This window comes from Leclercia barmai (assembly GCF_049312895.1).
Classification (GTDB): domain Bacteria; phylum Pseudomonadota; class Gammaproteobacteria; order Enterobacterales; family Enterobacteriaceae; genus Enterobacter; species Enterobacter barmai.
The window spans coordinates 87,702-104,786 of record NZ_JBMNWZ010000006.1; the positions used below are offsets into that span (position 1 = coordinate 87,702).

Annotated in this window: 19 protein-coding genes; 6 read left to right on the plus strand and 13 right to left on the minus strand. The window is 54.4% G+C overall.

Annotated elements, in window-relative coordinates; all coding sequences use genetic code 11:
• Positions 1-40: 40 nt before the first annotated feature.
• The 9 genes from ACOYA6_RS19515 to ACOYA6_RS19555 all read right to left on the minus strand — a co-directional run bounded on the left by ACOYA6_RS19515 (position 41) and on the right by ACOYA6_RS19555 (position 10,162).
• A complete protein-coding gene (locus tag ACOYA6_RS19515; RefSeq protein ID WP_422655229.1) occupies positions 41-1,147 on the minus strand; it encodes a T6SS immunity protein Tli4 family protein in 1,107 nt (368 codons plus the stop codon).
• 151 nt (positions 1,148-1,298) lie between these two features.
• Positions 1,299-2,426 carry a T6SS immunity protein Tli4 family protein gene (locus ACOYA6_RS19520; RefSeq protein ID WP_422655230.1) on the minus strand — a complete coding sequence of 376 codons (1,128 nt, stop codon included), beginning with the start codon at positions 2,424-2,426 and terminating at the stop codon, positions 1,299-1,301.
• Positions 2,423-3,958: an esterase/lipase family protein gene (locus tag ACOYA6_RS19525; RefSeq protein WP_422655231.1), complete on the minus strand. Its 1,536-nt coding sequence runs from the start codon at positions 3,956-3,958 to the stop codon at positions 2,423-2,425. Before ACOYA6_RS19525 ends, ACOYA6_RS19520 begins: the two co-directional genes overlap by 4 nt.
• Before the next feature lie 258 nt (positions 3,959-4,216).
• Positions 4,217-5,122, minus strand: coding sequence for a DMT family transporter (locus ACOYA6_RS19530; protein ID WP_138370919.1), 906 nt, complete (start codon positions 5,120-5,122; stop codon positions 4,217-4,219).
• Positions 5,123-5,253: 131 nt separating this feature from the next.
• Complete coding sequence (locus tag ACOYA6_RS19535; RefSeq protein WP_422655232.1) at positions 5,254-6,633, minus strand: carbohydrate porin; 1,380 nt, start codon at positions 6,631-6,633, stop codon at positions 5,254-5,256.
• Positions 6,634-6,792: 159 nt separating this feature from the next.
• The gene (locus tag ACOYA6_RS19540; RefSeq protein ID WP_072250852.1) at positions 6,793-7,095 is read right to left on the minus strand and encodes a PTS lactose/cellobiose transporter subunit IIA; all 303 of its coding nucleotides are present in this window, start codon (positions 7,093-7,095) and stop codon (positions 6,793-6,795) included.
• Positions 7,096-7,106: 11 nt separating this feature from the next.
• Positions 7,107-8,492 (minus strand): glycoside hydrolase family 1 protein, encoded by a 1,386-nt coding sequence (locus ACOYA6_RS19545; protein WP_422655233.1) that lies wholly within the window; start codon positions 8,490-8,492, stop codon positions 7,107-7,109.
• Between the two features lie 17 nt (positions 8,493-8,509).
• Positions 8,510-9,835 (minus strand): PTS sugar transporter subunit IIC, encoded by a 1,326-nt coding sequence (locus ACOYA6_RS19550; RefSeq protein ID WP_039030207.1) that lies wholly within the window; start codon positions 9,833-9,835, stop codon positions 8,510-8,512.
• A gap of 12 nt (positions 9,836-9,847) precedes the next feature.
• Positions 9,848-10,162: a PTS sugar transporter subunit IIB gene (locus ACOYA6_RS19555; protein ID WP_039030206.1), complete on the minus strand. Its 315-nt coding sequence runs from the start codon at positions 10,160-10,162 to the stop codon at positions 9,848-9,850.
• Positions 10,163-10,456: 294 nt separating this feature from the next.
• Between ACOYA6_RS19555 and ACOYA6_RS19560 the strand changes: the two genes are divergently transcribed.
• Positions 10,457-11,404 carry a LacI family DNA-binding transcriptional regulator gene (locus tag ACOYA6_RS19560; protein WP_223075489.1) on the plus strand — a complete coding sequence of 316 codons (948 nt, stop codon included), beginning with the start codon at positions 10,457-10,459 and terminating at the stop codon, positions 11,402-11,404.
• 36 nt (positions 11,405-11,440) lie between these two features.
• Here the strand turns inward: ACOYA6_RS19560 and ACOYA6_RS19565 are convergent, their stop codons facing one another.
• The gene (locus ACOYA6_RS19565) at positions 11,441-11,737 is read right to left on the minus strand and encodes a YicS family protein (RefSeq protein WP_422655234.1); all 297 of its coding nucleotides are present in this window, start codon (positions 11,735-11,737) and stop codon (positions 11,441-11,443) included.
• Between the two features lie 322 nt (positions 11,738-12,059).
• Here ACOYA6_RS19565 and ACOYA6_RS19570 point away from each other — a divergent pair, with 322 nt between their 5' ends.
• Positions 12,060-12,479, plus strand: a complete 420-nt coding sequence (locus ACOYA6_RS19570) for a GNAT family N-acetyltransferase (protein ID WP_039030203.1) — start codon at positions 12,060-12,062, stop codon at positions 12,477-12,479.
• Here ACOYA6_RS19570 and ACOYA6_RS19575 read toward each other — a convergent pair.
• Complete coding sequence (locus ACOYA6_RS19575; protein WP_039030202.1) at positions 12,476-13,135, minus strand: TetR/AcrR family transcriptional regulator; 660 nt, start codon at positions 13,133-13,135, stop codon at positions 12,476-12,478. The genes ACOYA6_RS19570 and ACOYA6_RS19575 overlap by 4 nt on opposite strands.
• A gap of 78 nt (positions 13,136-13,213) precedes the next feature.
• Between ACOYA6_RS19575 and ACOYA6_RS19580 the strand changes: the two genes are divergently transcribed.
• The 4 genes from ACOYA6_RS19580 (at position 13,214) to nlpA (ending at position 16,466) form a co-directional block, all read left to right on the plus strand.
• The gene (locus ACOYA6_RS19580) at positions 13,214-14,719 is read left to right on the plus strand and encodes an MDR family MFS transporter (RefSeq protein WP_139563902.1); all 1,506 of its coding nucleotides are present in this window, start codon (positions 13,214-13,216) and stop codon (positions 14,717-14,719) included.
• 111 nt (positions 14,720-14,830) lie between these two features.
• Positions 14,831-15,091 (plus strand): antitoxin, encoded by a 261-nt coding sequence (locus ACOYA6_RS19585; protein ID WP_422655235.1) that lies wholly within the window; start codon positions 14,831-14,833, stop codon positions 15,089-15,091.
• Between the two features lie 3 nt (positions 15,092-15,094).
• Entirely contained in the window at positions 15,095-15,493 is a 399-nt protein-coding gene (locus ACOYA6_RS19590; RefSeq protein ID WP_422655236.1) for a type II toxin-antitoxin system VapC family toxin, read from the plus strand.
• Positions 15,494-15,662: 169 nt separating this feature from the next.
• Positions 15,663-16,466, plus strand: a complete 804-nt coding sequence (gene nlpA, locus ACOYA6_RS19595) for a lipoprotein NlpA (protein WP_422655237.1) — start codon at positions 15,663-15,665, stop codon at positions 16,464-16,466.
• A 14-nt stretch (positions 16,467-16,480) separates the two neighbouring features.
• Here the strand turns inward: nlpA and ACOYA6_RS19600 are convergent, their stop codons facing one another.
• Positions 16,481-16,756, minus strand: coding sequence for a type II toxin-antitoxin system RelE/ParE family toxin (locus tag ACOYA6_RS19600; protein ID WP_138370791.1), 276 nt, complete (start codon positions 16,754-16,756; stop codon positions 16,481-16,483).
• A gap of 3 nt (positions 16,757-16,759) precedes the next feature.
• Complete coding sequence (locus ACOYA6_RS19605) at positions 16,760-17,008, minus strand: CopG family ribbon-helix-helix protein (RefSeq protein WP_422655238.1); 249 nt, start codon at positions 17,006-17,008, stop codon at positions 16,760-16,762.
• Positions 17,009-17,085 lie beyond the last annotated feature (77 nt).

Here is a 17,085-nt window from a genome sequence, read left to right on the forward strand (position 1 = left end):
GCCATAAGGCGGGGTTACTATTGCAGGCATGAAATTCACCTCAGAATGCCCCGTTCCGAATGCGGAAAGAACGGGTGATGCGATCCCAGATTTCCACCAGTTCGGCATCGCTGTAGGAAGGTGGGGGCAGGGCATGGTTACGTAATTTCAGATCAATAATCGGATGCCGGAAATCCACTATTTTTTCATTAGCGATGACGTTAAAAAGTAGCTGCCCGGTTGGATTATCAGGAAATTTTTCTGACGGGGCGGTGTTAAGCCATTCATCTGCTTCAAAGCCGGCTATCTGTGTTTTACCCTTCCGCAGCGTATTCGCCTTAACCTCTGTCAGATAAGGCTGAATTTCATGGCTCCGTTCCAGCATGCTCTTTGGATCGCCAAGAAAAGTGTTTGTGGAAACCGACAGGGAAAAGACCGGATTGTGCCGATAAATGAAGGTTATATCTTCCTTTGGTTTCTCTTGCCCGTCGCGGATAAAACCCTCAGCAATACAGGTTCCTGGCTGTGTCGGAATTTCATCATTTTTTCGCCCGCTCAGGCGGGACATTAAGTCCTGTAGCTCCGCAAGTTTCTGGGGTTTGGTGTTAAGATGGCCAACACTGACACCGGCTTTGATAAAACCCTCCTTATCTTTTTGATATTTAGGATCAGATAAATCGATGATTTCCTGAGTAAGGATAAATGCCACCCCGTTTACGTAAAGATGCCCCTCCAGAGTGCGACCATATCCGCCCTCACTTTCACTTGTATTACGGTCAAATATCACCGCATTCTCACTGACCCGGTACACCTGCTTGAGAAAAGGCTGATCCATTTTCCTCACCGTGCGGCTGTTCTGCAGCTCTTCCTCCCGCAGCCGGATACGCTGCGCAAACGCCGGACGGTAGAGCCGCTTGCTGCTGATGTTCACCTCATTAATGCGGGCGCGGTCCGTCAGGGTGTTTTCAAAAGAGGCGGGAACCTCAAATACATAGCGCCCCACGCACTGGACTTTGGTGGTGGCAAACAGGGTGTCGACCATACGTTTTTCCTTGTCCGTTAACGCCGGTGGCGTATGCACAAACGTCACATAGTTGTGAATATAGAATCCTGCCGCCAGCAGTACCATCGCCAGCGGGATAAGCCAGGGAAGAGGGAATTTTTTCATGGTGCCGGCACCTGCTGTGCGATTTTCACCACTGAGCGGGAGCGGTCAATAGGGTCAACGGCACAGGCCCCTTCAAGGTCAACATCGGCCATCTGCACTCTTCGTATTTGACCTGCACGCGTGCGCACAGACTTCACAGGTATGTCAGCCATCAGAACGCATTATTCCTGAGTCGGAAAGAACGGGTGATGCGATCCCAGATTTCCACCAGTTCGGCATCGCTGTAGGAAGGTGGGGGCATGGCATCGCTGCCTGCGGGCAAAATCTCGTTGCTCAGCGTCAGGTCAAGATTGGGGTGGCTGTAGTCCGCATTTTTCTCATTGGCTACAGCGGTAAACATTAACTGAGCTGACGGGTTATCGGATGATTTTTCCGGTGGGGCAGTGATCAGCCATTCAGTGGCATAAAAACCGGCAATCGATGTTTCACCTTTTCGCAACGTCCGTCCGTTTATGCTGTTGATATACTGCTGAATTTCGCCGCTTCGCTCCAGCATTGTTGTGCTTTCTTTAAGGGCGTTATTGCTCCATACAGAAAAAGAAAAGACCGAACTGTGCGGATAAATAAAGGTAATATCTTCCTTTGGTTTCTCTTTCCCGTCGCGGATAAAACCTTCTGAAATACAGGTTCCTGGCTGTGTCGGAATTTCATCATTTTTTCGCCCGCTCAGGCGGGACATTAAGTCCTGTAGCTCCGCAAGTTTCTGGGGTTTGGTGTTAAGTTGATATTCAGCCATTCCTCCATTCAAATACTCGGTTCGCTCCTGCTTATATTTTAGGTCGGATACATCTCTTATCTCCGAAGAAACAATGAACGCCACCCCGTCAACGTACAGATGCCCTTCCAAAACACGACCAAACCCCGCAGCACTCTCATTTTTATTACGGTCAAATATCACCGCATTCTCACTGACCCGGTACACCTGCTTGAGAAAAGGCTGATCTATTGGATCAACCGTGCGGCTGTTCTGCAGCTCTTCCTCCCGCAGCCGGATACGCTGCGCAAACGCGGGACGGTAGAGCCGCTTGCTGCTGATGCTCACCTCATTAATGCGGGCGCGGTCCGTCAGGGTGTTTTCAAAAGAGGCGGGAACCTCAAATACATAGCGCCCCACGCACTGGACTTTGGTGGTGGCAAACAGAGTATCGACCATACGTTTTTCCTTGTCCGTTAACGCCGGTGGCGTATGCACAAACGTCACATAGTTGTGAATATAGAATCCTGCCGCCAGCAGTACCATCGCCAGCGGGATAAGCCAGGGAAGAGGGAATTTTTTCATGGTGCCGGCACCTGCTGCACGATTTTCATCACCGAGCGGACCGTGAACACCAGGGCATCAGACAGGTCGCTGTAAACCGAACGGGAGCGATCCACTGGAGCAACGGCATAGGCACCTTCATGGTCAACGTCGGTCGCCAGTACACCACGAATATGGGGAGAGACGGTCCGGACGGCCGTCACAGGCACCGTGCCATCGCCGGGTGTCCCGCCGGAAATTAGCGCATGAGTTCTCAACGAGGAAAGTTCAAGACGTTCGCCGGCGTCCTCCCGGACCCTCTGCGCCTCCCTTACTCGCTGAGGGAGACGTTCTTTCCACGTCAAGAACGCATCAGACGGATTGTCCGCACTGGCACCGTAAAAGAGCCAGGTCTGCGGGTGGTATTTACCGTTCAATTTTTCAATGAATTTTTTAACATCGACTTTTATCCGATCCTGATATGTACCCCACTCTTTTTCCGTATCCCCCAGCAGCAAATCCTGCTCACACAGCCGCCACCAGGCGGTTTTGTTCAGGTAAATATCCTTATACGGATCATCAACCGGCAGGGACATTTTGGTATTGCTTCCCTCGATTCTCAGCCAGCCCGGACCATAGGCGATGCCTGGCAATAGCTGGAGGGGACCAGGGGACTGGGCCAGTACCGGCATCAGCTTTTCTGCATTATCCCCGATAATCATCCCGATCACGCCCCGCTCACCGGTTTTCATCCGCCGGTACGCCGCTGGTGAGCCGAGGTCGGGCATTACCCCGTGCACAATCCCCAGAATGTTTTTCTGTCCGTCCATGTTTTCCGAGTAGTGCCGGGCAACCAGCCCTCCCATGGAATGGGTGACCAGAATGACTTTGTTCACCGCCAGACGGCCGTGATAATCCCCCAGCACCTTGCGGATATACGCACCCAGCCGTATCGCTGAGTCCGCATTGGACTGCAGCCAGTTGTAACCAAACACATGCAGCGGGTATAAAAACTGATGGCCGTGCGCCGTTTCTGCTTCCGTCAGCACTTGTTCTGCCGGCTCGTCGCCTATCCTGACGCCGGTAAAACGCTGCCGTGCCGTCTGCATCTGCGCTTCCCTGAAATAGTTATCCAGCAGAATGTCGTCGTCGCTGAGCAGGTATTGCAGTCGGTCGAGTGCCTCCCCGTAGCTCTTGTAGAAGGCGCTTCCCCATCCACGCACCCGCCGGGACGGGAATTTATTGCCATCCGCGCCGTCATTTAAAATTTCCCCCGAGTCATCAACCGTCGTGGTCTTTGGATCCAGAAGCTGCTTTCTTTTATCCGGGCCAGCTGTAGGCCATTTTTTTAGCGACGAAGCGCTGAACCGCCAGACTTCTTTATCTCCGCTCTTCAGGTTTGACCCCATAACTCCCGGAATAAAAATCACGGGGATCACCTTCACGGGGGGCATGAGGCAGACTGCCACGTAATTTTTTTCTTTTGCCTGAGGGGTTATTTTGTAATGAACCTGACCGTTTTCATCCCATAAGGGCCGATGATAAGATCGGTTATCGCTTTTGTAGTCATCCATGTAATAAATGCCTGATATTCCTGGTGGTGAAAAGCATTAGCTCACAATATCGACACTTACAACTTAACCAAAATCAACTTACTTTCGCTTTGTTATTGTTCGCTTGTGAACCTTTGTATTACCCATGATTGATGCTTTTCGGTTCAATTTCTTGTGCTACTAGCTGGGGTATTCAGGGACAAACAGAATAAAAAAATCCCCAGCGATAAATGCAGGGGATTATGTATAAGAGAACGATTTTTGGGTAAGGGCATCCAGCTACGCTGATGTCCGCCCATGTCTGCGTGAATCCATCGAAATCAGCACCACCGACGACACAATCAGCAGCGTGCCCAGCCAGTCCGGCAGGGTAAACGCCACGCCCAGTAAAATTACCGACAGCAGAGCGCTGCTCAGCGGCTCGGCGCAGCTCAGAATGCTCGCCTTCGGCCCGCCAATCATCTGGGCGCCTTTCAGATACAGGCTGAAGGTCACCGCCGTGCCGATCACCACCAGATAGAAGAACGCCAGCAGTATGCTGCCGTCGATGACGAAGGTGGTGCCGCGCCCGGCGTAGAACGGCGTCAGCATTAATCCGGCCAGCAGCATACTCCAGCCGACAATCGGCAGCGTGCCGTAGCGGGCGATCAGCGTGGACGGGTAGGTGGTGTAAAACGCTGCGGCGAAGGCGGAGGCGATACCCCAGGCCAGCGCGGCCGGAGAGATGGTCAGCGAGGTGGGATCGCCGTGGGTGACCAGTAAAAAGGTGCCGATAAGCGAGGTCATGATCGCCGCCAGCACAAAGATGCCCGGTCGCTTTTTGCGCGCCAGCGCGAACCACGCCACGATAATGGTCGGCGACAGGAACTGCAGCACGGTGGCGGTAGCGGCGTTGGATTTTTCAATCGTCACCAGGAAGGTGAGCTGGACGATCAGCGCCCCGAACAGGGAAAAAATCAGCAGGCTGAGGGCGTCTTTGCGATTTTTGATGACCGTGAAAATCTTGTCACCGTGGACGAATGAGAGTGTCAGCAGGATCACGCCGGCAAACAGCAGGCGGATCATGGTCAGATACGGCGAAGGGATCTGACTTTTCTCCATGATGTACTGCGCGCAAACCCCCGAGCTGCCCCATAAAATGGCGGCGATCAGGACGTTCAGCATCCCTTTTTTTGTGGCACCCATGTTCTCCCCTGCAATATTGGCTTTTCAAAGGCCAGCAGCATAACACGGGTCTTGCCGGGTGGCGCTACGCTTACCCGGCCTACGAATTTAGTAGGCCCGTGCAAGCGCAGCGCCGCCGTTTTGCTTTTACCTCAGAACCACGCCTCCCACATCGCGCCGACGTTGAAGTCGTCGAGGGTTTCGTCTTTGGTGTTGTTCACCCGGGCGGTGCGTTCGTTATCCACCTTGCCGCCGGTGACGTAGAAGCGCAGCATCGGGCGGAATTCCGGGCCCATGGCGATGGACATGTTCTGCGACAGGGTCAGCTTCCAGCCCTTGTTGTCGCCGCCGTTGTCGTAATCAACATGCTGCCAGCCCGCTTCCAGCCAGGTGGAGTGCACGTCGTTCCACCAGTGCATCGGGCGCACGATGGCGTTGTAGTTCTTGCGGTTGTCGGTCTTGTCGCGGCTGTTATCAAAGTCGTGGAAGGCCAGAATGTACTCCACCTGGGTCGCCTGGGTGAACTTGTGCAGCCCTTCGAAGCTGGCGTACACCGTGGTCAGATCCTCGGTTTTGTTGAACACGCTGTTGTCCGAATTATCGGAGTAGCGGGCGATCACCTTGTTCACGCCGCTGTCGTTGGTGTGGCTCAGCACCACGCCGCCCTGCCAGGCGTTGGTCCGCTCTTCGGTGTCGATGGCCTTCGAGTCAAAGCCGTAGTTGGCGTACAGCTCGAGGTCGATCGGGCCGAGCTTCATGCCGTGAATTTTGGAGGTGGCCGCGTAGTTGCCCTTGTCCCCGGTGCCGGAGCCACCGGTACAGGTGATGCGCGACGGGTTGGCCTCATCGTCCATCACTTCCGGGCTGCAGGATTCGACCGCCGCCACGGTGGCCACGTCAAACTGCACGCCGCCGATGTCGAAGTTCTTCACCCCGGCGCCCTGGCCGTCGTGGTTCATCCAGAAGTAGTCGTTGATGCCCTGCTGCGGACGCTGGTGGAAGTCACGACCCGCCCAGATATAGGCGTTCGGGTTGGATTCCAGAATGTTGGTCACCCCCGCGTAGGCTTTTTTCAGGTTAACTTCGTCGCCCCAGTGGTCGATCATCACGTTGACGTCCCAGATGGCGCCGTTCTCGCCCTTGAAGGCCTTGGAGAGCTGGAACTCGCCGCCGTTGCCTTCGTTACCCAGACGACCGATTGCCGAGGCTCCGTTGTAGGAGCCGTCCACCGCCACATACTTCTGATCCGCAGCCTGGAAGTGCGCCCCGTAACGGGCATAGCCGGTAAATTTAATCCCGAACGGGATAGCCATATCCGGGGACTGGGCGGCGCTCTGCGGCTCGTTAATAACGTCGGCTTTTTTCGCCACCGCGGCATCCATTTTCGCCTGGCGTTCTGCCAGGGCTTTATCCACCGCTTTGGCCACAATGGCGTCGATTTGCTCCTGCGTAAATTCTTGGGCGAATACAGAAATCGGGCAAAGCGCGGCGATAACCGCCATTGTTAATGGAAGTTTTTTAATCATATTCATGGTTATCTCAATATATTTAAATTTTATTCAGACAATAACCACCCCGTTCCGGATTGACAGAATATGTCGCTATCATCAGAACAAGTTGATTTTTATTTTATGGGTACAGAGGCTTTACACTATTATCGTAAGACTATCTCCATTACTGATATTTAAATATTAGCGCTGATATAAATGAATAATCTCTTCGGATAATTCACGGGCCAGCAGCGAGTTCATTAAATGATCCTGGGCGTGCACCATAATTAAGGTCATCGGCTGACGGGCTTCGCCCGCGTCCTGCTCGATGAGTTTGGTCTGCATATGGTGCGCCTGGCGCGCGTAGCCATCGGCTTCGCGCAGCAGGCTTTTCGCTTCGTCAAAGTTGCCCTGCCGCGCAGCATGCAGTGCTTCAAAGCACAGGCTGCGCGACTGACCAGCATTGACGATGATTTCCATTACGGCTTCTTCTAAGGCAATCATCATCTCTTACTCTATTTATCGAAACTATTATTCAGAGAGGTTTGGGCAAACCATTCTCCGCTCTTTTTAATGGTGCGCTGCTGCGTCTCTAAATCGAGCTGGACAAAACCATAGCGGTTTTTATATGCGTTGCACCACGACCAGTTATCAATAAATGTCCACATATGGTAGCCAAGACAATTACTGCCTTCGCTAATACCTTTATGCAGCCATTTAAGATGTTCAGAAATAAAGTCGATACGATATTGGTCGTTAATCTGGCCGTTCTCAATAAAACGCTGCTCGTTTTCGACGCCCATTCCATTTTCAGAAATAAAACAGCGTGGGTTGCCGTAATTATCGCGCAGGTTAATGAGAATATCGTAAATACCCGGCTCGTAGATTTCCCAGCCGCGATACGGGTTCATCTTGCGTCCCGGCATCTCGTAGCTGTCGAAGAACCATTCCGGCATAAACGGCGCGTTCGGATTAATGGCCGTATCACGACACTTCACCCGACGCGGCTGGTAGTAGTTAATGCCCAGCAGGTCGATTTTACCGTCAGCAATCAGCGCGCTGTCTTCTGGCAAACAGGCTGGCAGCTGATCGTGCGCTTTCAGCATCGCCACCAGGTCCGCCGGGTATTCACCGCACAGCACCGGGTCGAGGAAGCTGCGGTTAAACAGCAGATCGCAATGGTGCGCGGCTTTCACGTCCGCCGGGTTCTGTGAACGCGGATAGGACGGGGTCAGGTTCAGCACGATGCCAATCTCACCGGGGTGATGCCCGGCGCGGAAGGCGCGAACCGCCTGCGCATGGGCCAGTACGGTGTGATAAGCCACCGTGGCCGCACGACGGAAATCGACCACGTTCGGGTAGTGGAAATCATACAGATACCCGCCCTCTACCGGCACAATCGGCTCGTTAAAGGTAAACCAGTGCATTACCCGATCGCCAAAAAGCTTAAAGCAGGTTTCTGCGTAACGACCGTAGGCCGCCACCACATCCCGGTTTTCCCAGCCGCCAATCTCCTGCATCGCCATCGGCATGTCGAAGTGGAACAGGGTGATAAACGGCTTGATGCCCTGGGCGATCAGTTCGTCGATCACCTGGTTGTAGAAGGCCACCGCCTCCTGGTTCACTTCCCCGGTGCCGTCCGGGATCAGGCGCGCCCAGCTTATCGAGGTGCGAAAGCTATTGTGGTTCAGCTGCTTTAACAGCTGAATGTCGGCTTTCCAGTGTTGATAAAACGTGGACGTATTCTGCGGCCCCACCCCGTTGTGAAAGCGATTCGGCTCTTTGGCAAACCAGTGATCCCAGATGGATAATCCTTTACCACTGCTTTGGCTTTCCCCTTCGGTTTGAGTTGCAGAACAGGCGCTACCCCACCAGAAGTTCTCGGGAAATGCATATTTCATAAATCGTCCTCTTTGACTTAATTGCCGACGGTCTCTGCTGCACCTACGGTCGCCTGCGCTTTCTGCTCTTCGGTTTTCACCAGAGAACGCTCATAAGCACGCAGGAACGGTAAATACATCAGCGCCGACATCACCATACAAATGACGCACATCACCACCGGACTCAGGGCCCAGTTTGCCGCCCAGGAGGCACCAATCGGAGCCGGGGTCGTCCACGGCGTCAGCGACACAACCTGTGCCAGCCAGCCGAGTTTGGTGGCGGTATACGCCAGACAAGCGTTGATCATCGGAACGAACACGAACGGAATAAACAGCATCGGGTTCATGATGATCGGCGCACCGAACAGAATAGGCTCGTTGATGTTAAAGAAACTTGGCACCACGCCCATTTTACCAATGGTACGCAGGTGCGTTACGCGGCTACGCAGCAGCAGGAAGGCCAGCGGCAGGGTAGAGCCAACGCCGCCGATCAGCAGGTAGTGGTCCCAGAAGCCCTGCAGATAGACGTGCGGCAGTGCAGCGCCGGCAGCCAGCGCGGCCTGGTTGGCGGAGAGGTTAGCCATCCAGAACGGGTTCATGATGCCGGTGACAATCAGCGCGCCGTGGATGCCAGCGAACCAGAAGATCTGGCACAGCAGCACGGAGAGCAGGATAGCGGGCAGGGAATCCGAAGCGGAAACCAGCGGCTCCAGCAGGTGCATAATCGCCTGCGGGATAATCATCCCGGTCTGGGCTTCGATAAACAGGTTCAGCGGGTGCAGGGTACCGATAATGACCACGACCGGGATCAGGATCTCAAACGAACGCGCCACGCCGGTCGGCACTTCTTTCGGCAGACGGATGGTGACTTTGTGATCCTTCAGCCACGCGTAAACGCGGGTGGCATAGATAGAGGTGATTAGCGCGGTGAAGATCCCCTGGCCCGACAGATACTGGGTGGAGATTTTGCCGTCGGCATACGGGGCGGCCACCAGCAGGAACGCCATAAACGCCAGCAGGCCGGACATCACCGGATCGAGGTTAAACTGACGCCCGAGGCTCGCACCAATGCCCACGGAGATAAAGAAGGTCATCACGCCCATGCTGAGGTTAAACGGCAGCATCAGCTGTTCGCGGTAGGTCTCAGAAAAATCCAGCCAGCCGCGGGCAAAGCTGTTGGTGGTATCCGCGGAGAACGGCGGGAAGATGAACACCAGCATAAACGAGCCGATGATCATGAACGGCAGCGCGGCGGTAAAACCGTCGCGGATGGCAATCACGTACTTCTGCTGGCCCAGCTTGCCCGCCAGCGGCGCGATGGACTGCTCAATGACGGCAACCATAGATTGATATAACGAACTCATGAGAACACCTTCTTAGTGTGCCGCTTCAATGAGCGACAGAGCATAGTCCAGCACCTTATCACCACGTTGCATACCGTAGTCCATCATATCAATGGCTTGTACCGGCACACCTTGCGTAGCAGCCTTGTCTGAGAGCGTTTTTAACATGTATTTGACTTGCGGTCCGAGAAGCACGACCTGGTATTGCGGAAACTGTGTATCAAATTCTGCAACACCGTAAGCATCGATTTTGACAGGTAAACCGCGTTCGTCCGCGGCTTCGACCATTTTCCGTACCAGCAGACTGGTGGACATCCCGGCAGAACAGCACAGCATAATCTTGAACATCGACAACCATCCTCAAAATGTAAATAGTTATTGCGGAGATGATTGGATAACATATGGAAACCGGTTTCCATCCATATAAGACAGAAGTGTGACAGCCATCAAGATCCCTTGCTTATGGGGCCTGGTAATCGGATTTGGGTCACATATTTTGGCTGCTTTTGCATCAGTTAGAGTGGAAACGGAAAATCGGTTTCCATGGAAAACGGAAACAGATATACTCCTGAATGGCTATAATATGAGCCGAAGTGGGATCGGGAATTACAGGGGCCAGGAGAGACCTGTCAGGGGAAAAAGATGTCTACAATCAACGATGTATCACGTCTGGCCGGGGTGTCTAAAGCCACGGTATCACGGGTGTTGAGCGGGTCGCGCGGCGTGAAGGAAGCCAGCCGCCAGGCCGTACTGAAAGCAGTGGAAGAGTTGAACTATCGGCCAAACGTGATTGCCCAGTCGCTGCTCAGCCAGTCAACCGGCTGTATCGGGGTGATCTGCGCCCAGGACAACATTAACCAGACCACCGGTTATCTGTACGCGCTGGAAAAACATCTCAGCCAGCACCAGAAGCACCTGCTGCTTCGCTTCGCCAACTCCAAAGCCGAGGTCATGAACGCGCTGGAAGAGCTCTCCTGCGGGTTATGCGATGACATTCTGATTATCGGTGCCCGTTTCCCGCTGCACATCGATCAGGAGAACGTCATCCTGGTGGACTGCATGGAAACCAACAACGTCAACAGCATCCAGTACGACCATGCTTTTGCCGCGGAAACCGCCTGTAACTTTCTCGCCAGCCAGGGGCGCCGTCAGATTGCCCTGATCCACCCGCACGGCAGTGGTTTTGCCGATCAGGTGCTGCTGGGCTACAAGCATGGGCTGGAGAAAAACTTCCTGCCGTTTAATCGCAACCTGGTCTTTATGGACGCCACATCATCCTCCGTGGCCCTGCAGGAGCTGCTCAACAACGCCAGTACGGTCAATTTCAACGCCTTACTGGTGGCCGACGAGCAGGAAGCACAGCGGGTGATCCCGCAGCTGCAGGCTTTCAACCGGTCCGTACCGGGGGACATCATGGTGTTCAGTCTTGCGGGATCGCTGCATCTGCCGGGTATTCCGACCATTCCGGCAATTGAGTACTCGATGGATGCCATGGCGGCACGGATCGTCAGCTGGCTGAATGAGAAGACCCAGATGCTCGGGTCGTATGTGCTGCGCGGGGATTTAATTATTCCGGATGTGCGGCGCTAAAAAACTAAGGGGGCTTTATGGCCCCTTTATGCGTAATCAGTAATCCTCCATGCAGTCCACCTGATTGACGGCATCCCAGTAACCTTCCTGGTTGTTCCGCTCCATCGCCACCACCGCATTTTTGACCAGCATCTGATTCGCCTCAGAAGCCATGATAATCGCCTGCCACTCTTTATCGGTTTGCTTGCGTTGCGGGGAACAGGCTTTCTTCACATCCTTTAAAACCGCCTGTTTCATCTGCTCTAATTTTACCGGGTCGTTCATCTCCTGAGCATGAACGAAGGCGGCGAAAAGCAGGCAGACGATGAGGCAAAACAGGTGCGCTGACTTCATGGAAACCTCCGGAAAAAAACACACACGTTTATGAAATATATCGTTACATCCGCCTTTGCGACCCAAGCCGAAAGTATTAATTTTGCCAATAGTTGCGCAGGGGTACGACTAAGCGTAGCCGCAGAATTTGGGGTACAGGCAAGCCCGGAAGAAAAATTTGTGACGGCGGGGGACGGACAGCGAACAAAGGGTGATGCTGCTCGCAAAGGGGGTTTTACGTTGATTGCACTTACATTTTTTTGCCAGCACAACGCCAGAATTTAGCGATTGTATCCTGGGCTCAGTGTGCGATAGTCGATGTGCAACGTAACGGGGGAATGATATGCAACTGAGTATTACCGACACCATTACTGAACATGAACAGGAAGAGTTACTGCAGGGACTGCGGATCTATAACAGCCAGTTTATTAGTTTCTCCCGCGTGGCGAGTGATATCGCCGTCTATGCCCGTGATGAGAACGGAAAAATGCGCGGGGGGCTGATCGGCAACCGCCAGGGCGAGTGGCTGAACATTAAATATCTGTGGGTTAGCGATGAAATACGCGGCAACGGGCTTGGGGGCCAACTGATGCAGGTCGCCGAAGACGAAGCGCGGAAACAGGGATGCCGGCATGCGCTGGTGGATACCTTCAGTTTCCAGGCGCGTCCGTTTTATGAAAAGCAGGGCTATCAGGTGACCATGACGCTGGAAGATTTTCCGTACGCGGGAATACAGCGCCATTACCTGTCGAAGGCGCTTTAAGCGCCAATACCGCTACCGATCACCGCCAGCGCATGACGCACGATCTGCTCAGGCGAGAGGGCGCGTAACCTCTCGTCATTGCGCATCCGCGAAAAGGGCACCAGCACCAGGCTTAACAGGGTGGTGAACAGCAGCTCCGGCGCCAGGTCGCGGTTCAGTTTGCCCTCCTGCTGCCAGCGGGCGACGGTTTCGAGCGTCGCCTGATATTTCTCATCGCCAAACCGGGCCTGCAGATGCGCACGCAGCACCGGCATTTCACCAATCACCTCCTGCATCCACAGCGGTGCGAACCAGTGGTGTTCCACGGCCAGTTCGGCCAGCTTTTCAACCATTAACGTCAGGGCAGTCACCGGATCGTCCGGGTGGGCGCTGAAAAGCGTGGCGATGGCGCTGCGCAGCGGCAAAAAGCGCTCCTCGATCATTGCGTCGAGCAGTTGCTCCCGGGAGTTAAAGTAGTAGTGGAGCATCGCGGGCGTCACACCGGCCTCTCTGGCAATGGCGTTGAGTGACGTGCGGGCAATCCCCTGACGGGCAAAGAGATCCAGGGCGATATCCAGCAGCTGTTCCCGGCTGGTGGCGGTGGGTTTGCTCCCGCGCGGACGACCGGGGCGGCGGGCCTGTGGCGTGGGCTCAGAATTATCTTTATGTGCTGACATGCGCGGAGGATCCCTTGACCTGATTCATAACTTCATTAAATATTAATTATCCAATTAATTAATTTCAAGCGGTGTTTCATGGTGTCCGATTCGACAACGCAAACCAAAAACGCGCCCTCGGTGCGGCTGCTGTTCAGCGCGCTGCTGCTGGTGATGCTGCTCTCGGCCCTCGATCAGACCATCGTCTCCACGGCGCTGCCCACCATTGTGGGTGAGCTGGGAGGGCTGGATAAGCTCTCCTGGGTCGTCACGGCCTATATTCTGAGTTCCACGATAGTGGTGCCGCTATACGGCAAGTTTGGCGATCTCTTTGGCCGCAAAATTGTCCTGCAGATCGCCATTGTCCTGTTTCTGGTGGGCTCAGCCCTGTGCGGGCTGGCGCAGAACATGACCCAGCTGGTGCTGATGCGCGCCCTGCAAGGGCTGGGCGGCGGCGGGCTGATGGTGATCAGCATGGCGGCGGTGGCCGACGTGATCCCGCCTGCGGAGCGTGGTCGTTATCAGGGTTTATTCGGCGGGGTCTTTGGTCTCGCGACGGTCATCGGCCCGCTGGTGGGCGGCTTTCTGGTGCAGCATGCCTCCTGGCGCTGGATCTTCTACATCAACCTGCCGCTGGGGCTGTTTGCCCTGCTGGTGATCGGCGCGGTATTCCACGGCAGCGCGAAGCGCAACAAGCATGAGATCGACTATCTGGGGGCGATTTACCTCAGCATGGCGCTGCTGTGCATCATCCTGTTTACCAGCGAAGGGGGGACGGTTCGCGAGTGGAGCGACCCGCAGCTGTGGTGCATCCTGGCCTTTGGCCTGACGGGGATCGCCGGGTTTATCTATGAGGAGCGGCTGGCGTGGGAGCCGATTATTCCGCTGTCGCTCTTCCGGGATCGCAGCTTCCTGCTCTGCAGCTTGATTGGCTTTATCATCGGTATGTCGCTGTTTGGCTCGGTGACCTTCCTCCCGCTCTATCTGCAGATTGTCAAAGAGGCCACCCCGACCGAGGCCGGTTTACAGCTGATCCCACTGATGGGCGGGCTGCTGCTGACCTCGATTATCAGCGGGCGCATTATCAGCCGCACCGGGAAATACCGTCTTTTCCCGATCCTCGGGACCCTGCTGGGTGTGGTGGGCATGGCCTTGCTTACGCGGATCACTATTGCGTCGCCTGTCTGGCAGCTGTACCTGTTTACCGGCGTACTGGGGGCGGGGCTGGGCCTGGTGATGCAGGTGCTGGTGCTGGCGGTGCAGAACAGCGTGTCTGCGGATCAGTACGGGGTGGCGACGTCCGGCGTGACCCTGTTCCGCTCCATCGGCGGGGCAATTGGCGTGGCGCTGTTTGGCGCGGTCTTCACCCACGTGTTGCAGTCGGGCCTGATGGCGCGCATTCCCGAGGGCACCGAGTTGCCGCGGGAGATGAACCCGACTGCCATCCATCACCTGCCGGATGCCCTGCGCCTGGACTATCTGGACGCTTTCGGCTCCGCCATTCATGCGGTGTTCCTGATGGCTGCCGGGATTATGGTGCTGGCCTTTGTGTTGTCGTGGTTTTTGCGCGAGGCGCCGTTACGCAAGGGAGAAGCAAGGAGTTAGCGATTCGGTTATTTGTTGCGAGTCGCTTTCCGAATTTGAACGCTGCGGCTTGTCTTCCTTCCCTGTGCTGGCGCATGCTTTGGCCTGGTCAATAAAGCAGCAGAGGTGGCAATGGAACGCAAAGCAAAAGTGATCAAAAAGGGACGCAATCAGGCGGTGCTCCTGCCTGATGAATTCGCCTTTGAGACGGAGAGTGTTTATATCCAGCGGGATGAAGAGGGGAATGTTGTTTTGAGGGCAATGTCAGAGAAAGAACGCCACAGAGAGCATTTTTTGCGTTTATTGAAACAGACTCATTTCCCTGATTCATTCCTGAGCAAGGAGGAGCGCAATCAGAGCTATACGACAAGAGATCCTTTTGAAGGGTTATAAAAGATGCTGCATATGCTGGACACTAACATAGTCAGCCACCTCGTGAGACAGCACCCCAGGGTGGTCAATCACTATTCTCAAATAGCGCCAGAAGATATGTGTATTTCAAGCGTAACAGAGGCTGAACTGCTTTATGGCGTTGCCAAAAAGCAAAGCCATGCATTGCATGAAACCATATCGGCCTTTCTGAAAACTATCACCATCTGTGACTGGGACAGTGACGCCGCGGCAATATACGGCAAGCTACGTGCCGATATGGAAAAACGCGGGAAAGTCATGGGCGATCTCGATCAGTTGATCGCAGCGCATGCGCTCAGTCGCGGAACGACAATTGTGACTAACGATCAGGCCTTTGGGATGGTGCAGGAACTGAAAGTCGAAGACTGGACTACCGCGGCATGACGTACCACGCCCGGTGGCGCTACGCTTACCGGGCCTACAAAACCCCGGCACGCAGTCACCCGGCAAAACCTGCATATAACTTATCCTTCTTATTGATTCCTTTTCGTTTTTTAACCTGCCGCTGGGTTGCCGATATAGTCGATAAAACATTTATCAAAAGGACTGACCGGTGAAACTTCGATTGGGTGCGCTTCTTCTCGCTGGCCTGTTGCTGGCGGGCTGTGACCAAAGCAGCAGCGATGCTAAACACATTAAAGTCGGCGTGATTAACGGCGCCGAGCAGGACGTGGCGGAAGTCGCCAAAAAAGTGGCGAAAGAGAAGTTCGGCCTCGACGTCGAGCTGGTGGGCTTTAGCGGCTCGCTGCTGCCAAACGACGCGACCAACCACGGCGAGCTGGATGCCAACGTGTTCCAGCATCGCCCGTTCCTGGCGGAAGACAACAAAGCGCACGGTTATAAGCTGGTGGCCGTCGGTAATACCTTTGTCTTCCCGATGGCGGGCTATTCCCGCAAGATAAAATCGGTGTCTGAGCTCAAAGATGGCGCAACCATCGCCATCCCCAACGACCCCACCAACCTGGGCCGGGCGCTGTTGCTGCTGCAAAACAAAAAGCTGATCGCCCTGAAGCCGGACGTAGGTCTGCTGCCGACGGCGCTGGACATCACCGCTAACCCAAAAAATCTCAAAATCATGGAGCTGGAAGGGGCGCAACTGCCGCGCGTGCTGGACGATCCGAAAGTGGATGTGGCGATTATCAGCACCACCTATCTCCAGCAAACCGGGCTGTCGCCGGTGCATGACAGCGTCTTTATCGAAGATAAAAATTCGCCCTACGTGAACATCGTGGTGACGCGGGAAGACAATAAAGATGCGGAAAACGTGAAGGAGTTTATCCAGTCGTATCAGTCACCTGAGGTGGCGAAGGCGGCAGAGACTATCTTCAACGGCGGCGCTGTGCCGGGCTGGGAATAAAATAATGCAGGGCGCTAGCGATCTTCCCGACGATGCCAGAGGTCGAGAATATAGAGTGCAGTGCCCTGTATTTCATAATGCACTTCATATTCATCAAAAAGCATTTTTCTGACTTCACGCGGTGCATAGCGGGGTTGATAAACACCCATAGCAGGGCACTCTCCGAGGTTCGTTGTTCCTTCCATAAGCCTGTCGAGTACGTTATTGGCGTGTTGACGACTGTACTGAAGTGCAAACTGGTAAATCCTTTCAAGATCGTCCTGAGCTTTCCGTGTCCAGAATATTTCCATGAATTACTCTTTTTTCAGGCGTGCCGCAAAATCCAGAATTTCTGAGTGGCTGACTACCCGCCCGGCATCGACATCGGCCATTCCGGACAGAATATCGTTATGGCGGCGTTCCCGTTCAGCGAGCATAAACGTCAGCGCCTCTTTGATGATCCAGCTTTTTGAGCGATCCAGCTCCTGAGCCAGCTTTTCGATAGCCAGCGCCAGTTCTACAGGGATTTGGGCGCTGATGGTCTGTTTAGCATGCGAAGACATGATGACCTCACTTAATAACAGTTAATAACTTTTATTAATTTAGCATAGCTTTGGCGGGAATCGCAGCATGAACATAG

Bases quoted from the DNA above. Each gene is read 5' to 3' on its own strand.
- ACOYA6_RS19560 (WP_223075489.1), top strand. From the start codon at position 10,457: ATGTCTACAATCAACGATGTATCACGTCTGGCCGGGGTGTCTAAAGCC.
- ACOYA6_RS19565 (WP_422655234.1), bottom strand. From the start codon at position 11,737: ATGAAGTCAGCGCACCTGTTTTGCCTCATCGTCTGCCTGCTTTTCGCC.
- ACOYA6_RS19555 (WP_039030206.1), bottom strand. From the start codon at position 10,162: ATGTTCAAGATTATGCTGTGCTGTTCTGCCGGGATGTCCACCAGTCTG.
- ACOYA6_RS19600 (WP_138370791.1), bottom strand. From the start codon at position 16,756: ATGGAAATATTCTGGACACGGAAAGCTCAGGACGATCTTGAAAGGATT.
- ACOYA6_RS19580 (WP_139563902.1), top strand. From the start codon at position 13,214: ATGGTGTCCGATTCGACAACGCAAACCAAAAACGCGCCCTCGGTGCGG.
- ACOYA6_RS19525 (WP_422655231.1), bottom strand. From the start codon at position 3,958: ATGGATGACTACAAAAGCGATAACCGATCTTATCATCGGCCCTTATGG.
- ACOYA6_RS19605 (WP_422655238.1), bottom strand. From the start codon at position 17,008: ATGTCTTCGCATGCTAAACAGACCATCAGCGCCCAAATCCCTGTAGAA.
- ACOYA6_RS19515 (WP_422655229.1), bottom strand. From the start codon at position 1,147: ATGAAAAAATTCCCTCTTCCCTGGCTTATCCCGCTGGCGATGGTACTG.
- ACOYA6_RS19570 (WP_039030203.1), top strand. From the start codon at position 12,060: ATGCAACTGAGTATTACCGACACCATTACTGAACATGAACAGGAAGAG.
- ACOYA6_RS19575 (WP_039030202.1), bottom strand. From the start codon at position 13,135: ATGTCAGCACATAAAGATAATTCTGAGCCCACGCCACAGGCCCGCCGC.
- ACOYA6_RS19585 (WP_422655235.1), top strand. From the start codon at position 14,831: ATGGAACGCAAAGCAAAAGTGATCAAAAAGGGACGCAATCAGGCGGTG.
- ACOYA6_RS19520 (WP_422655230.1), bottom strand. From the start codon at position 2,426: ATGAAAAAATTCCCTCTTCCCTGGCTTATCCCGCTGGCGATGGTACTG.
- ACOYA6_RS19590 (WP_422655236.1), top strand. From the start codon at position 15,095: ATGCTGCATATGCTGGACACTAACATAGTCAGCCACCTCGTGAGACAG.
- ACOYA6_RS19535 (WP_422655232.1), bottom strand. From the start codon at position 6,633: ATGAATATGATTAAAAAACTTCCATTAACAATGGCGGTTATCGCCGCG.
- ACOYA6_RS19530 (WP_138370919.1), bottom strand. From the start codon at position 5,122: ATGGGTGCCACAAAAAAAGGGATGCTGAACGTCCTGATCGCCGCCATT.
- ACOYA6_RS19550 (WP_039030207.1), bottom strand. From the start codon at position 9,835: ATGAGTTCGTTATATCAATCTATGGTTGCCGTCATTGAGCAGTCCATC.
- ACOYA6_RS19545 (WP_422655233.1), bottom strand. From the start codon at position 8,492: ATGAAATATGCATTTCCCGAGAACTTCTGGTGGGGTAGCGCCTGTTCT.
- ACOYA6_RS19540 (WP_072250852.1), bottom strand. From the start codon at position 7,095: ATGATTGCCTTAGAAGAAGCCGTAATGGAAATCATCGTCAATGCTGGT.